At 71.9% G+C, this 14,153-nt stretch carries 10 protein-coding genes and 1 pseudogene; 6 read left to right on the top strand and 5 right to left on the bottom strand.

Annotated features, from left to right (window positions below; translation table 11 throughout):
- Window positions 1–4: 4 nt before the first annotated feature.
- The 3 genes from ACFVW6_RS01505 to ACFVW6_RS01495 all read right to left on the bottom strand — a co-directional run bounded on the left by ACFVW6_RS01505 (window position 5) and on the right by ACFVW6_RS01495 (window position 3,301).
- Window positions 5–1,312, bottom strand: a complete 1,308-nt coding sequence (locus ACFVW6_RS01505) for a DUF5685 family protein (RefSeq protein ID WP_387790450.1) — start codon at window positions 1,310–1,312, stop codon at window positions 5–7.
- Window positions 1,313–1,437: 125 nt separating this feature from the next.
- A complete protein-coding gene (locus tag ACFVW6_RS01500; protein WP_218716025.1) occupies window positions 1,438–2,037 on the bottom strand; it encodes a TetR/AcrR family transcriptional regulator in 600 nt (199 codons plus the stop codon).
- Between the two features lie 85 nt (window positions 2,038–2,122).
- Window positions 2,123–3,301 (bottom strand): glycoside hydrolase family 3 N-terminal domain-containing protein, encoded by a 1,179-nt coding sequence (locus ACFVW6_RS01495; protein WP_378824223.1) that lies wholly within the window; start codon window positions 3,299–3,301, stop codon window positions 2,123–2,125.
- Between the two features lie 113 nt (window positions 3,302–3,414).
- Here ACFVW6_RS01495 and ACFVW6_RS01490 point away from each other — a divergent pair, with 113 nt between their 5' ends.
- From ACFVW6_RS01490 to ACFVW6_RS01475, 4 genes are all read left to right on the top strand, one after another.
- On the top strand, window positions 3,415–3,882 hold the full coding sequence (locus ACFVW6_RS01490) for a universal stress protein (protein ID WP_355274941.1): 468 nt from the start codon (window positions 3,415–3,417) through the stop codon (window positions 3,880–3,882).
- Window positions 3,883–3,939: 57 nt separating this feature from the next.
- Window positions 3,940–5,055, top strand: a complete 1,116-nt coding sequence (locus ACFVW6_RS01485) for an isochorismate synthase MenF (protein ID WP_378824224.1) — start codon at window positions 3,940–3,942, stop codon at window positions 5,053–5,055.
- A 67-nt stretch (window positions 5,056–5,122) separates the two neighbouring features.
- Window positions 5,123–5,293, top strand: a complete 171-nt coding sequence (locus ACFVW6_RS01480) for a DUF2613 domain-containing protein (protein WP_181698846.1) — start codon at window positions 5,123–5,125, stop codon at window positions 5,291–5,293.
- A complete protein-coding gene (locus tag ACFVW6_RS01475) occupies window positions 5,274–9,524 on the top strand; it encodes an alpha-(1->3)-arabinofuranosyltransferase (protein WP_378825628.1) in 4,251 nt (1,416 codons plus the stop codon). The genes ACFVW6_RS01480 and ACFVW6_RS01475 overlap by 20 nt, the downstream gene beginning before the upstream one ends.
- Window positions 9,525–9,565: 41 nt before the next feature.
- Here the strand turns inward: ACFVW6_RS01475 and ACFVW6_RS01470 are convergent, their stop codons facing one another.
- Window positions 9,566–10,786: an acyltransferase family protein gene (locus ACFVW6_RS01470; RefSeq protein WP_378824226.1), complete on the bottom strand. Its 1,221-nt coding sequence runs from the start codon at window positions 10,784–10,786 to the stop codon at window positions 9,566–9,568.
- 145 nt (window positions 10,787–10,931) lie between these two features.
- Between ACFVW6_RS01470 and ACFVW6_RS01465 the strand changes: the two genes are divergently transcribed.
- Window positions 10,932–12,125: a DUF3068 domain-containing protein gene (locus ACFVW6_RS01465; RefSeq protein ID WP_378824227.1), complete on the top strand. Its 1,194-nt coding sequence runs from the start codon at window positions 10,932–10,934 to the stop codon at window positions 12,123–12,125.
- 126 nt (window positions 12,126–12,251) lie between these two features.
- Here ACFVW6_RS01465 and ACFVW6_RS01460 read toward each other — a convergent pair whose 3' ends face one another.
- Window positions 12,252–13,430: a polysaccharide biosynthesis protein gene (locus tag ACFVW6_RS01460; RefSeq protein ID WP_378824228.1), complete on the bottom strand. Its 1,179-nt coding sequence runs from the start codon at window positions 13,428–13,430 to the stop codon at window positions 12,252–12,254.
- Between the two features lie 189 nt (window positions 13,431–13,619).
- On the opposite strand from ACFVW6_RS01460, the pseudogene ACFVW6_RS01455 reads away from it, so the two are divergent.
- A pseudogene (locus ACFVW6_RS01455) lies at window positions 13,620–14,153 on the top strand (hypothetical protein); the annotation flags it as partial.

Here is a 14,153-nt window from a genome sequence, read left to right as displayed (position 1 = left end):
TTTCCTAGCAGTTGCAGTCGCAGCTGCAGCAGTCGCCGCACCCGCAGTCCTCACCGCAGCAGTTGCCGCAGCAGTCACCGCAGTCGCAGCATTCGCCGCAGTCGCAGCGCTTGGCCCAGGCGTCCTTCTGCTCGCCGGTGCAGGGACTGGTGTGGTCGACACAGCAGGCGACGCCGGTGCAGTAGACGCCCAGGATCAGCCCACCCGCCTTGAGCGGGCCGGGCCTCCTGGTCGGCCTGCGCCCGGGCCGGGATGGGAACTGGTACGGCGCATGCTGTTGCGCGACAGGCGATGTGCGGCAGACATGGCCGACGGCCAGGCCGAGGCCCTGTCCCAGGCGGCGCAGCAGTGCGGACAGCGGGTCGAGCAGCGCCCAGCGGACGGTGGGCAGCTGGTCGAGCTCCGCCTCGGCGGCGGCCGCGCGGATGCGCGATTCGCTCTCGCGCAACAGATCATAGGCGCGCGGCATCTCGGTGCCGGTGGCTTCGAGTGGGTTGAAGCGGCCGCGCAGGCGGTCGCGTTCGAGGTCTTCGATGGCGTCGGCGAGGTGGGCGATGCGGCCGACGTGGCGACCGATCTCCTGCAGGGCCGCAACGTTTTCCGGGCGGCCTGCCAGGGTGGCGGTGTGGCCGAAGAGGGTGGCGGCACAGAGCTGGGTCGGGCCGGTCAGCTGATCGAGGGTGATCGGCGTGGTACTCGAGTCGTCGGTGCGAGCCATGGTCGGCCCATGCGGCTTCGCGGGCGACGACGCGGTGCCGACCCACCCCGCCGCCTGCCGAACGGCGACCGCCGCTTCGGTGACGCGGCCGGGGCCGTTCGCCGCGGCGAGCGCCTCCAGCGCAGCCTGACTGTCGATAGCCGTGAACAACGGGCCGACGTCGAGGCCGATCCGGTCGGCCTGCGCCTGGGCGGCCGCCGACCAGATCCCGGCGACCCGCCCCATCGGACGGCGAGCGAGCCGACCAGCGTCGCCGTCGTCGACGTGGTCGCGAATCTTGGCCGCGCCCAACAGCAGTGAGGCCGTGGCGGCCAGCTGTACGCCGGGCGCGTCGGCCGCGACCACCGAGGCCCGGCGCATCCCACGCAGCGGGCACGGCCCGGCGGTGGTGCGGGCGTCGGCGTCACCGGACTGAGCCTCGGTGAGCACGCTGAGCACGATCGCGTCGGTGTTGGTCGCCGCGCGCGCCAGCTGTCCGTGCCCGTCGCGCAGGCCGAGACACAGCCCGCACATGTGCGCCTGCCACTGCCCCGGATCGATGCCGTATTTCGCCGCGCCGTGCGCACACGGCTTCAACACACCGAACACTGCCACCCCGTCTGTCGTGGAACTCCCGGGCGCCCGCGCCGCGGCCCCGCCCGGTCCGACGATGGCCGCGCCTCAGCGCCCGCTGTCGAGCACGATGGCAGGTCGGACGAGCGCGAGCAACCGGTGGCGGGCTATTCCGCCTTCTTGCGACCGGCCAGGCCGCGCCAGGCCAGATCGTCGAGCAGGTCGACGGCCTCGGCCACCTCGATCCGGCCGCCGGCGACCCGGTCGGCGATCGCCTCGCCCGCCCCGATCACCGCGGCCGCGACGACCTCGAAATTGGTGCCGGGATCGGCGTGCTTGGCACTGGACTCGAGCAGCTTCGCGGTGAGCTCGATGACACGCTCGCGCGCGTTGTCGATCTCGGACGCGAAAGCTTGCTGACCGATTGCCTGCCGATAGAGCACCTGCCACGACTGCCGGTTGCGGTCGACGAAGTCGAGGAAGCCCTCCAGCGCCGTGCGCACCTGCTCGTGCGGGGTGAGTTGCGGGTTGCCCGCGGGCGCGACGGCCTCGATGAAGCGCAGGCCCTCGCGCTGGATGCAGGCCCGGAACAACTCGTCCTTGGAGCCGTAATACAGGTAGAGCATGGGCTTGGAGATTTTCGCCTCGGCGGCGATGGCGTCCATCGAGGTGTCGTGGAAGCCCTTGCGTGCGAACACCTCGACGGCGGCGTCGAGCATCTGTTGCTCACGAACCGCCCGGGGAAGTCGCTTCGTTCCGCCCGCCATCCACTCTCCTACCGCAGGGTGAACCCCTATATTACTCCAAGGTAAGTTCGCCCGTGCCCATTTGCCGCACAGTCGCCGGACCGCCTCAGCAGCCCAGCTGTACGCCCTTGTAGCGCGCCATCCGCAGCACGGAGGCGTCGACCCGGTCGGCGGGCAGTTTGCCACTCGCCACCGACTGTTCCAAACGGTCGAGCACCTGGGGCACCGCGTCGGTACTGATCCACAGGGCATTGTCGGCGCCGGCGACCAGCGCCGCCTCCACCGCGTCGGAGATCGACATGCGGGCGGTGATGGCCGCCATGCCGCCGAGATCGTCGGTGAAGATCGGGCCGTTGTACGGCGGCGCGCCGTAGCCGGTGCCCTCGCGCAGCAGCGACATCACGGCCGGGCTGATGCTGGCCGGGACGTCGGGCTCGGTCAGGCCGGGCACGTCGAGGTGGCCGACCATCACGGCCGCGCCGGAGTTCACCAGATTGCGGAACGGGACCAGGTCCTTGTTCTGCAGCTCCGACAGCGGCGGCGTCCGGACCGCGCCGGTGTGCGAGTCGCCGGAACCGGAGCCGTGGCCGGGGAAGTGCTTCATGACCGCGCCGAGGCCGACCTCGTTGGAGGCGCGGATGTAGGCGCCCGCGTACTCGGTGACGACCTGCGGGTCGTCGCTGTAGGAGCGGTCGCCGATGACGCTGTCGGCGGGCTGGCTGCTCACGTCGACATCGGGGGCGAAGTCGACGGTGACGCCGAGGTCCTCGAGGGCCTTCGACCTGGTCAGCGTGTTCTGATAGTGCTGCTCCGGCGTCTGGGTCTGCGCGATCTCCCTGGCCGACGGCGCGACGCCGATGAGGTTCTTGGCGCGCGAGACCCGCCCGCCCTCCTCGTCGATGGTGACCATCAGCGGCGCCTTGGCCAGCGCCTTCACCGCGTCCAGCTGGGTGTTGTTCAGCAGGCCGGGATCGGTCCAGCTGCCGATGAAGATGCCGCCGACCTGCTCGGTGCTCACCACGTTCGTGGCGTCGGCCGAGCCGGTGATGCCGACGGTCAGCAGCTGCGCGAGTTTCTCGCGCTGGGTGAGTTTCGCGAGATAGTCGGCGCCGCAGGCGGATTGCGCCGGCGTGCCGGTCACCGGCGAGGTCGGGTCACCCCCTTGCGCGGCGGAGGGGACGCCGGTGCCGCTCGCCGTCGGTGTCGTCTCGGTCGACGATCCTCCCGAACAGGCGGTGGCGACGGCGGCTAGGACTGCGAACACGACCACAGGCGATTTCCGCATGCGCTCCACGGTAGTCCCGGCCGGGCCCGACCCGCGGCACCGGATCCGATTGGACCCGGTCGGGCGGGGGTAATCTGACTGCACGAGACGCTGTACCAGCGCAGGAGGTCGTCATGGCTTGCGATCGGATGCTCATCGCCTACGACGGTTCCGAACACGCCAAGCGGGCCATCGAGTACGCGGGCCGCTTCCTCACCGCCGAGCGCGCCATCCTGCTCACCGCCTGGGAACCGATGGTGCGCCAGGCCGCCCGCATCTCCGGGCTGGCCGGGGTGATGCAACCGGACTGGGTGCCCGACGAGGAGATCGAGGACATCGCCTACACCGATGCCCGCAAGATCAACGCCGAGGGCGTGCACCTGGCCGAACTGGCGGGCATCCACGCCGAACCGCGCACCGCCGAGTGCACCACGACCATCTGGAACGCGATCGTGGACTGCGCCGACGAGCTCGACGTCGACATCATCGTCGCGGGCACCCGCGGCGCCACCGGACTGCGCGCGCTGCTGCACAGCAGCGTGGCCGAGGCGGTGCTCAAGCACGGCCACCGGCCCGTTCTGCTGGTGCCACCGGAGCACTGAGAGTTCGATCGCTCCCCCGTTCCCGGCCACGGTCGGCGCGGCTATGGTCGAACCACCATGAACCGATTCCTGCTGGCCCGCCCCGACGGGGTGCTGCGCGCGGCGGGGGTGCGCGCCAGCTACCCCGACCCGCGGCAGGCGGTCGACACGCTGCGCCGGTGGACGGCGCCCGGCAGCGGGACCGGTCCGCGGCTGATCGTCGGCGCGCTGCCGTTCGACCCGGAGGAGCCCGCGGCGCTGTGGCAGCCGGAGACCGCGCTGCACACGGCCGGACCGTGGCGGCCCGCCGCGCTGCCCGCGCTGCCCGCCGTTCGGGTCGTCGCCGAGCTGCCCACCGCCGCCGAGCACGTGGCGCGGGTGACGAAGCTGGTCGAACAGCTCGGTGATCCCGGCACCGAGCTGCGCAAGGTGGTCGCCGCGCGGACCCTGCTGATCGAGGCCGACGCGCCGCTGGAACCGGAGGTCGTCGCCGGTCAGCTGCTGACCCGGCATCCCAACGCCACTGTGTACGCGGTGGACCTGACGGCGGCCGGGCGACCGGGCGAGACGCTGCTCGGCGCGACGCCGGAGGTGCTCGTCGCACGGCACGGCACCCGCGTCAGCCTGCATCCGCTGGCGGGCACGCTGCCCCGGCGCGCCGATCCGGACGCCGACGCTGCGCAGGCCCGGGAGCTGCTGTCCAGCGCCAAGAACCACGACGAGCACGGGTACGTGATCGAGTGGATCCGGCAGCAGCTGACCCCGGTCTGCCGGGAGCTGCACATCCCCGACGCGCCCGAACTGCTGAGCACCGAACAGGTCTGGCATCTGGCCACCCCGATCCACGGCGTACTGCGCGACCCGTCGACCACCGCGCTCGACCTGGCGCTGCTGCTGCATCCGACACCCGCCGTCAACGGGACGCCGTTCGCCGCCGCGCTGGCCGCGATCACCGCCGACGAACCGCGCCGCGGCTTCTACGGCGGCGCGGTCGGCTGGTGCGCCGACGACGGCGACGGCGAATGGGTCGTCGCGATCCGCGGCGCCGAGCTCGCGGCCGACGGGCGCACGCTGCGCGCCAGCGCGGGCGGCGGGATCGTGGCGGCGTCGGATCCCGCGGCCGAGCTCGCCGAGACCACCGCCAAATTCCGGACACTGCTCGGCGCGCTGCATTGCGACGTGCCCGATCACTGACCTGGCGGCCGACACCTGCTAGGTTGGCCGAGGTACCACCCCGACGTCGAGCGTATTGGAGTGCGCGATGAAGTTTGCTGTTCCGGCTGTTGCCAGCGCGGTCGGCGGCGCCCTGCTGAGCGCAATCGCCGTCTTCGCGATCACGGCCGCGGTGCAGCAGAACTCGGCGCCCTCGATCGACCGCAGCGGTGACAAGGATTCCTCGCTGCTCAACGCTCCTGAATACGGCAGCCGCTGAGTCCGACGCCCGCGCGTCACGCCCCCTAGCGGGGCACCCGGACACGGCTCCACTGGGTTGGCGCTGGTTCGTCGGCACGGTCGTAGCCGCCTTCGTCCTGACGTTCGCGCAGGCGCCAGGGCTCACCGTCGCGGACACCAAGTACGACCTCGCTCAGAACCCGCTCGGATTCCTCGCACGGGCATCGCACCTGTGGAGCAGTCAGGCTCCGATGGGCCAGGTGCAGAACCAGGCCTACGGCTACTTCTTCCCGCACGGCACCTTCTTCTCCGCCGGTCATCTGCTGCAGCTGCCCGCGTGGGTGACCCAGCGCGTCTGGTGGGCGCTGCTGCTGCTGGCCGGGTTCTGGGGCATCGTCAAGCTGTGCGAGGTGCTGGGGATCGGCGCGCGCGGGTCGCGGGTGATCGCCGGTATCGCGTTCGCGTTGTCGCCGCGGGTGCTCACCACGCTCGGCTCGATCTCCTCGGAGACGCTGCCGATGATGCTGGCGCCGTGGGTGCTGCTGGCACCGGCCGCCCTCGGGGTCGCGGTACGGAACCGGCGAGATGCGGGCGGGCCCGATGCGGCAGCGACCAAGGGGAACGGGCGTGGCGGTGCGCTCTCACCCGCCGGTAGCGCGCTCGCACTGGCTCTGATGGGCTCGGTGAACGCCGTCGCGACCGTGGCCGCGTTCCTGCCCGCCGCGCTCTGGTGGGCCTCCTACCGGCCGAATCGGCGCTGGTGGCGGTTCACGGCCGCGTGGATTCCGCTGCTGGTGCTGGCGACCTTCTGGTGGGTGGTGCCGCTGCTGCTGCTCGGCAAGGTGAGCCCGCCGTTCCTCGACTACATCGAGTCCTCGGGGGTGACGACGCAGTGGGCCTCGCTGGCCGAGGTGCTGCGCGGCACCGACAGCTGGACCCCGTTCGTCTCGCCGGAGCGGATCGCGGGCGCGGTGCTGGTCACCCAGCCCGCCGCGGTACTGGCGACCGGGCTGCTCGCCGCGGCGGGCATGGCCGGGCTGGCGCGATCGTCCATGCCGTACCGGGGGCGGTTCACGCTGATCCTGCTGGTCGGGCTGGCCGGTATCTGCGCGGGCTACGTCGGCGCGCTCGGCGGTCCGTTCGCCGAGTCGGTGCGGGTGTTCCTCGACTCCGGCGGCGCGCCGCTGCGCAATGTGCACAAGCTGGAGCCGCTGATCCGGCTGCCACTGGTGGTCGGCCTCGCCCATCTGCTCGGCCGGGTGCCGCTGCCCGCCTCGGTGCCGCTGCGCGAGTGGCGCAACACCTTCGCCCACCCGGAGCGGGACCGGATTGTCGCGGTCGCCGCGCTGATCCTGGCCGCGCTCACGCTGGCCACCTCGCTGGCCTGGACCGGCAAGCTCGCGCCGCGCGGCGCCTACGACCGGGTGCCCGCGTACTGGACCGACACCGCCGAGTGGCTGGCCGACAACGCCGCCGACACCCGCGCGCTGGTCGTGCCAGGCGCGCCGTTCGGCAGTCAGATCTGGGGCCTGACCCGCGACGAACCGCTGCAAGCCCTGGCCGAGACGCCCTGGGCCGTGCGCGACTCGGTGCCGCTGAATCCGCCGGGCACCATCCGCGCGATGGATTCGGTGCAGCGGCTCATCGCCGACGGCAGGCCGTCGACCGGGCTGGCCGCCACCCTCGCCGATCAGGGCATCGGCGTGCTGGTGTTGCGCAACGACCTCGACCCCGAGACCTCCCGCTCGACCCGGCCGATGCTGGCGCACCGGGCGATCGAGGGCTCGCCGGGGCTGACGAAGGCGGCCGAATTCGGCGACCTGATCGGGCCGCGCGCGGCCGACGCGGGCCTGGTCGTCGACAACGACCTCCAGCCCGCCTACCCGGCGATCGAGATCTATCGGGTCGAGGTGCCCTCGCCGGGCACCCCGGTGACGGTGCGCGGCGGGACCGGCGCGCCGCCGGGATTCCCGGGCGCGTACACCGTGCCGCTGGACGCCGTGCCCGTCGTCAAGGGTGGTCCCGAGGTGCTCGAGCGCATCCGCCGCGACACCGGAAACCCCACGGCCCCGGTGCTGCTCACCGCCGACGCCGCGCGCGCCGGGCTGCCGCCGAAGCCGGTCCTGCTGACCGACACCCCGATGGATCGCGAGGCCGATTTCGGCCGGGTCGACAACCACAACTCCGCCGTCCGCGCCGCCGATGACGCCCGCCGCACGCACAACCTGGTGCCCGACTACCCGGTCGAGGGCACCCCCCTCGTCCGGGGCGAATGGTCCGGCGCGAAGGTGACCGCGTCCAGTTCCGCCGCCGACGCCACCCAGATCGGCGGCGCCGCGCCCGGCAGCTCGACCGCCGCCGCCGTCGACGGCGACCCGAGCACCGCCTGGATCAGCAACGGCGCCGAACCCGCGCTCGGCCAGTGGCTCCGGCTCGACCTGGACAAGCCGATCACCGTCGGCTCGCTGCGGTTCACCACCACCGCCGCCGCGCTCGGCGACCCGGTGAAGTGGGTGGAGGTCCGTACCTCCCGCGGCACCGTCTCGGCGCGGATCACCGAACCCGGTGCGCCGGCGACGGTTCCGCTGCCCGCGGGCGAGACGGACTGGGTGATGATCACCGCCGCGCGCACCGAAACCGGGACCAGCGGTGGCCAGTTCGGGATCAGCGAACTCACCCTCGACGACTACAGCGTGCGCGACGCCCCGGTGCGGGTCGACATCCGGCACCGGGTCGTGCTGCCCGACGTCGCGCCGGGCAGCACCGTCACCGGCTGGGACCTCGGCCAGGAATTCCCCGGCCGCAGTGCCTGTTTCGACGGCCCCGACCGGGTGCATTGCAGCAAGGGACTCGGCCTGCCCGCCGAGGAGCCCGGTGTCTTCGGGCGCACGCTCGCCGTGCCCGAACCACTCACCGCCACCACCGACCTGACCGTGCGCACCCGGCCCGGCCCGGCGCTCGAGGCCCTGCTCACCGACCACACCCGGCCGGTGGCGCGCGGCAAGGCCGACGTCGGTGATCTGCGCGGCGCGGCCTTCGCCGCCACCGACGGCGATCCGAAGACCACCTGGACCGCGCCCGAGGCCACGGTCCGCGGGCTCGCCGGGGCCAAACCCACCCTGGTGCTGGAACTTCCGGAACCCGCCGAGGTCACCGGGCTCGACATCACCACCGCGCTCGGCGGGCTCCCCGCGACCGCCACCGCCGTGATGGTGAACCTCGGCAACGGCCCCCAGGTGCGCGAACTGCCCGAACGCGAACACGGCGAACCCGCGCGGATCTCGCTGTACCCCACCGTCACCGATCGCGTCGAGATCAGCATCCAGAGCTGGAACGAGGTGCTCGATCGCACCGCGCTCGGTTTCGTGCTCACCCAGCCGACCGGCCTCGCCGAGGTGGAGGTGCTCGGCCCCGAGTACCCGGCGCACGCGGCAGGCGACCGGCTGATCACCATCGGCTGCGAAGACGGCCCGGTGATCGCGATCGGCGGTCGCACCGTGCACACCACGATCACCGCCACCGCCGACGAACTCCGTTCCGGCGCACCGGTGTCCGCGCGGGCGTGCGCGCAGGACGCGGCCGATCTCGAACTGCTGCCCGGGCATCCCGATCTCACCGTCGCGCCGACCGAGCTGTTCACCGTCGACCGGTTGCGGCTCGTGCGCACCGATCCGATCGCGCCCGCGCCCGCCGATCCGGGCACCCAGCTGCTCGTTCTGCCGCTGAGCACCAATGTGGGCTGGCAGGCGCACACCGCCGACGGGCGCGCGCTGTCACCGGTGGTGGTCGATGGATGGCAGCAGGCGTGGCTCGTCCCGGCGGGCACGACCGGGGAGATCACCGTCTCGTTCCCGGCCGACCGCTGGTACCGGCTCGCCATCTTCGGTGGGCTGCTGCTGTTGATTCCGCTGATCCTGCTGGCGATTCCGCGGCGGCGACCGCTCCCGGATCCCGGTCCGGCGCCGGTGACCTGGGGTGTCCGCTGGGCCGGGGCGGTCGGGCTGACCGGCGTGATCACCGTGGTCTCCGGGCCGATCGGCGCGGTGTGCACGGTGCTCGCGCTCGCCTGCGTCTGGTTCCGTCCCGCCGTGACCACCCGGGTCCTGCCGTGGGTGGCGGGGCTGGGGACGCTGATCTCGGCTGCCGCGCTGTCGACCGGGACGTGGCGGTCGGGGACCGAGTACATGGGCGGCTCGCTGTGGGCGCAGGCGCCCGCTGTCCTCGCGGTCATCGCGGTCGGTGTCGCCGCGCTACCTCGTCGACGACGCTGACCCTGCTCCGCGCGCCGGCCCAGGGCGGTGGCCGACGACGATCATCGCGTTGTCGGCGGCAGCGCGGCACCACCGAGATCAGCGGAATCGCGCGGCGGGATCGACCCGGCCTGCTTGCGGGCGGCCGCGGCCTTGTCCCAGCGCCGGGCCAGCCGCCGCGCCGGGTCCTCGATCAGCGCGAAGCTCGCGGCGGCCAGCGGCAGGGTCAGCGCGGTGGTGAGCACCAGGACGTAGCCGAAGTTGCCGTTGAACGGGAGCAGGCCGAACACCGGGAACACCATGGTGAGCACCACCAGGTGCCACAGGAAGATGCCGTAGGACCAGCGGCCCAGCGTGGCGGCGGTCGGCGATTCCAGCCAGCGGTGCGGCGCGGCGTCACCGGGGCGCAGCACCAGTGGGGCGAGCAGGCCGAACCCGATGATCGTGCCGAGCAGCATCTTCATCGCGTACTGCCACGGCTCCGCCCGCTCCAGGCCGGCTGGGCCGCCGAACTCGGTGGCCGAGAGCAGGAAGGCGGCCAGCGCGATCGCCCACATCAGCGGTTGACTGGCGAACGGCGCGCGCCACCAGGCCGCGGGCCGCACCTGGTAGATCAGCTCGGCGAGCAGCATGCCCGCCGCGAACCACGGCAGATAGCCGGGCAGCCAGTTGTCGGCGTGGATGGCGTCCGGGGTCGGGACGGGCCACAGATTCCAGGTCAGCGTGACCGCCATCAGCGCGCAGATCACCGGGACGCGCCGGCGCGCGGCGGCGCCGCGCAGCCGCACGATCGCGAAGGCCAGCAGCGGCAGCACCAGGTAGAACGCCACCTCCACCGACAGGCTCCACATCTGGGTGAGCCCCTCGGTCAGCGTGAGCGGCACGAACACCTGCAGCAGGAACAGGTTCGACACCCACACCCGCAGATTCGCCGACTGCGCCGCGCCGGGCAGCAGCACCAGCACGAACACCACGACCGCCCAGTACGCGGGGATGATGCGCATGAGGCGATGCAGCAGATAGCGGATCGTGCCGGGGGCGGTCCCCAACCCGCGCGCGGCGGCCGCGTGTGGGCGCCACAGCAGATAGCCCGACAGCGCGAAGAACACCGCGACCGCCATGTCGAAGCGCTCCAGGATCGGGCCGATGACCGCGATCCCGCTCGCACCGGTCTGGAACGCGACGTGGGTCAACAGCACACCGAGTGCCGCCATTCCGCGCATCCCCTCGAGGGCGGGATTGAAGGCGCGGGGCGGTGAAACGGGGGCGGTAGCGGTCGTCATCACGCTCCAGTCTGCCGTGTCGGCGATTTACCGGGCGCAGCACGGCACACTGCGCAGTCGGGCTGTTAGTGTCGGGGCTCACGAGGGCTAGGTGCAATACCAGACCACCGGAGGATCCGGTGTTCGAACGACGAGGAGAGTTTGCATGGCACTGAGTGCCGGTACCAGAAGGACGGTCGCCTGCGTGCTCGTGGGTCTGGGCGCGGCATTACTCGTCGCCGCGCTGATGATCCCCACCTACACCGTGAGCAAGGTGGCCAAGACTCCGCTCGACCTCGAGATCACCACGATCGCCGAGAACCAGAAGGGCGAGGACAGTCTCGTCCTCGACTCCAAGTCGCTGACCACCGGCGACGGACCCGCCGTCGTGAACAAGGACGTGCCACTGGTCTCGCAGCGCTTCGTCACCGTCGAGGAGCCCTCCGACGCCGACGAGATGACGCTGCAGGCAGGCCAGACGCTGCGCCGCACCGACGTGCAGGGCGACACCGGTCTGCTCACCGCGACCATCGACCGGGTCACCATCGACCGCGTGACCGGCATGCCGGTCGACACCGAGCCCAACGGCTCGATCGCGGTCACCGTCAACAAGGACGGCAGCGTCATGGAGCCGGTGCAGCACACCGGCCTCGGCTACCGCTTCCCGATCGGCACCGAGAAGAAGACGTACCCGTACTTCGACATCAACGTGCGCAAGGCCTTCGACGCGAACTTCATCGAAGAGACCGAGATCAACAGCACGAAGGTCTACCACTTCCAGATGACCGCGCCGGTCACCAGCACCTGGGACGTCGTGCAGTCGCCGACCAACCGGCTGACCCTGCCCGCGTCGAAGTGGGGCGTCACCGACGTGCCCGCCGATCAGCCGGTCACCATGACCCGCTACTACACCAACGTGCGTGACCTGTGGGTCGAGCCGCAGACCGGCACCGTCATCAAGGGCGGCGAGTCGATCCACCTGTTCTACGCCCGCTCGGCCGACAAGCCCGAGGTGACCGCGCTCAAGTCGCACATCGTGTTCGACGAGAACACCATCGAGTCGCAGATCGCGATCGCCAAGGAGAACACCGACAAGCTGTCGCTGTTCGGCCGCGTCGTGCCGATCGTGTTCGGCATCCTCGGCGTGATCGCCCTGCTCGCCGGCCTGTTCCTCGGCCTGCGCGGCGGCGGCAGCACCCCGCAGCACGCCAGCCCCCGCGGCGCCCGTCCGACCCCGGCCCCCACCGCCGCCCCGGACGACACCTCGACCTGGGACGCCGACGACGCGCCGACCACCCAGTTCAACCGGGGTGACTACGACGCGCCGACCGAGCAGATCGATATCAACAAGCGTCCCTGAGGGATGTAGTTCCACGCACGGCCCCGGTCATCACGACCGGGGCCGTTGTCGTTTCCGGGCCTCGCTCACGTCGTTGTCCACAGATGATGTGGATGCCTGTGGAACGACGCGACTTTCGTTCCCGGGCTACGAGACGCTGCCTGTCGAGACGGTGGGGGCGGGGTTGCGGGTAGTCGCGCGGGCGGCGGTGCGCAGGACGACGACCGCGACAATCAGGGTGGTGACGGCGGCGACCGAGACGGCGGTGGTGATCAGTGCGCCGATGGTGCGGGCGAAGGTGAGCATGAGGGTCACCTCGAGGACCAGGCCGATCCAGGTGACGGCGGCCAGGGCGGTGCGTTCGACGGCGATCGCGGATAGCAGGGCGCCTTGGAGGACGGCCAAAATCGCGCCGTGCAGCGCGAACAGCCACAGCATGCCCTGGATCGGCGCGTAGTCCTGCCCGGCGAACAGCGGGGCGAGCGGGGCGGCCAGCGCGGCACCGAGCACCGCGACCACGCCGATGATCGACAGCACCGACAGCGCGTCGCGGATCGCGCGGGCCGAGTGCGTTGGCTGGGCCATGCGCGGATACAGCACGACGCCGACGGCCTGGGGCAGCCAGAACGCGATCTTCGTCGCGATGGTGCCCAGCGAGTAGCGGCTCGCGTCGACATCGTCGAGCACGATCCGCACGACGATCAGGTCCGCCGAGGACAGCGCCATGAGCGCCGCCTGCACCTGCACGGCCCGCAGCACCGGCAGCACACCGATCGTCCGGCCGTCCGGGCGCGGCGTCGGCTCGCGCGCGGTCGAGCGGGCGATGCGGCCGGCGATGATCGCCGCGCAGACGATGCCCGCCGCGCCCGCCCACAGCGCACCCGCCGCACCGCCGCCGAGGGCGAGGGCGATCAGTGCGGGCGCGACGCGTGCCGTTCCGGCCAGCGCGAGCACGGCGGCCAAGGCACGGAAGTGGTTGCCGCCTTGCAGAATTCCCTGTTCGCCGGAGAGCACGACCAGCGCGGGCGCCGCACCGAGCGCGGCGGCGGCCGCCCACACCCCGACGTGCAGCAGCCCGGCGACCACCGGGACCAGCACCACCGCGACCGCGGCGACCAGCGCGGCACACCGCCACTGCATCGCCCGCACCGCGCGCAGATCCGCCCCGCGGACCACCTCGCGCGCCACCACGTTCTGCATGGCCAGCGCGGGCACGGCGCACAGCAGCTGCACGGCGAGCAGGCTCGCGAACTCGCTGTACCCGGCGACGCCGAGCCAGCGGCCTGCGAGCAGTTGCAGCAGGTACCCGGCGACGTTGGCGGTCATCGCGCCTGCCGTCACCCAGGTCAGGTCAGCAACGACAGGGGGGCGACGGACCGAGGACACGCCTCATCGTCGCACCTCCGCGCCCTTCGTATCACCAGTACCCCGAAAATGTGAGTCCGACCGGACTCACCTTGGTGCCGCCAGCCCGCCGGGCCCGCGACCGATCGACGGGACGTAAGGTGCACTGGCGTGACGGGAGACAGGCGCGCGAGGGCCGCGGTGGCCGGATATTGCGCGCTGCTCGCGCTGATCATCGTCGGACCGCTGGCCGGTTCGGGGTACCTGCTGCTCCGCGATGCCGTCAGCACGCCCCGCTCCTACCTCACCGACTCCGCCCTCGGCCTCGGCGCCGCCGCCCCGCGCGCCGTCCCGCAGGACGCACTGCTCGCCGTGCTGTCACCGATGATCGACGGTGGCCTGCTCGTCAAGGCGATCCTGATCGTCGCCCTATGGGCCGCCGGCTACGGCGCCGCCGCCCTCACCCGCGAATTCCTCACCGCGTCCACCCCCGCCCAACTCGTCGCCGCCACCATCACCCTCTGGAACCCCTACGTCGCCGAACGCCTCCTCCAGGGCCACTGGAGCCTCCTCACCGGCTACGCCGTCCTCCCCTGGATCGCCCTGGCCGCCGCCCGCGTCCGACAAGCGACGCAGCCCCGCAGCCAGGCGTTCTCGAGCACGAGTGCGACGAACGGCATCCCGGCCGACGGGGCATCCTCCAGC

This window comes from Nocardia sp. NPDC058244 (assembly GCF_042882065.1).
GTDB lineage: Bacteria > Actinomycetota > Actinomycetes > Mycobacteriales > Mycobacteriaceae > Nocardia.
This window is presented reverse-complemented; position numbering and strand designations above follow the sequence as displayed.

Bases quoted from the DNA above. Each gene is read 5' to 3' on its own strand.
- ACFVW6_RS01500 (WP_218716025.1), bottom strand. From the start codon at position 2,037: ATGGCGGGCGGAACGAAGCGACTTCCCCGGGCGGTTCGTGAGCAACAG.
- ACFVW6_RS01495 (WP_378824223.1), bottom strand. From the start codon at position 3,301: ATGCGGAAATCGCCTGTGGTCGTGTTCGCAGTCCTAGCCGCCGTCGCC.
- ACFVW6_RS01490 (WP_355274941.1), top strand. From the start codon at position 3,415: ATGGCTTGCGATCGGATGCTCATCGCCTACGACGGTTCCGAACACGCC.
- ACFVW6_RS01485 (WP_378824224.1), top strand. From the start codon at position 3,940: ATGAACCGATTCCTGCTGGCCCGCCCCGACGGGGTGCTGCGCGCGGCG.
- ACFVW6_RS01480 (WP_181698846.1), top strand. From the start codon at position 5,123: ATGAAGTTTGCTGTTCCGGCTGTTGCCAGCGCGGTCGGCGGCGCCCTG.
- ACFVW6_RS01470 (WP_378824226.1), bottom strand. From the start codon at position 10,786: ATGACGACCGCTACCGCCCCCGTTTCACCGCCCCGCGCCTTCAATCCC.
- ACFVW6_RS01465 (WP_378824227.1), top strand. From the start codon at position 10,932: ATGGCACTGAGTGCCGGTACCAGAAGGACGGTCGCCTGCGTGCTCGTG.
- ACFVW6_RS01460 (WP_378824228.1), bottom strand. From the start codon at position 13,430: ATGACCGCCAACGTCGCCGGGTACCTGCTGCAACTGCTCGCAGGCCGC.